Genomic DNA, 341 nt, shown 5'->3' on the forward strand with positions numbered 1-341 from the left:
TACCTGACAGTTATAAGGAGTTAGCCGGGTGTCAGAGGTTAACCCCATTTGCAGATGCCAGCTATACACTGAAGTTGCTTCCAACCCGACCATAACACAGTCTATATCATTAGCCTGGCAAATTTCGAGGATAAGTTGAACCAGAGATTCCATGCCCGGATTATCATTTGAGAAACGCTGGCGTTTAGTGATTGTTTCTCCCAGGTGGTCCATAAATTGAACCTTAAAATCTTTCATACTAACATCAATGCCGACAAAAAGGTTTCTCACAGTATCACCTCGCTTTCATAAAGAAAGTATAATGAAAATTGCTGCTGGGACCCAGGCATCATGGCCGGTCA

Annotated in this window: 1 protein-coding gene; it reads right to left on the bottom strand. The window is 43.1% G+C overall.

The annotated features are described in order from the left end of the window. Positions 1–270, bottom strand: a 270-nt coding sequence (locus tag JDF658_RS12490) for a transposase (protein WP_143312007.1), incomplete at its 3' end; no start/stop codon positions are given. Positions 271–341: the final 71 nt, after the last annotated feature.

Source organism: Carboxydocella sp. JDF658, from assembly GCF_002049395.1.
In the GTDB taxonomy this organism is placed as follows: Bacteria; Bacillota.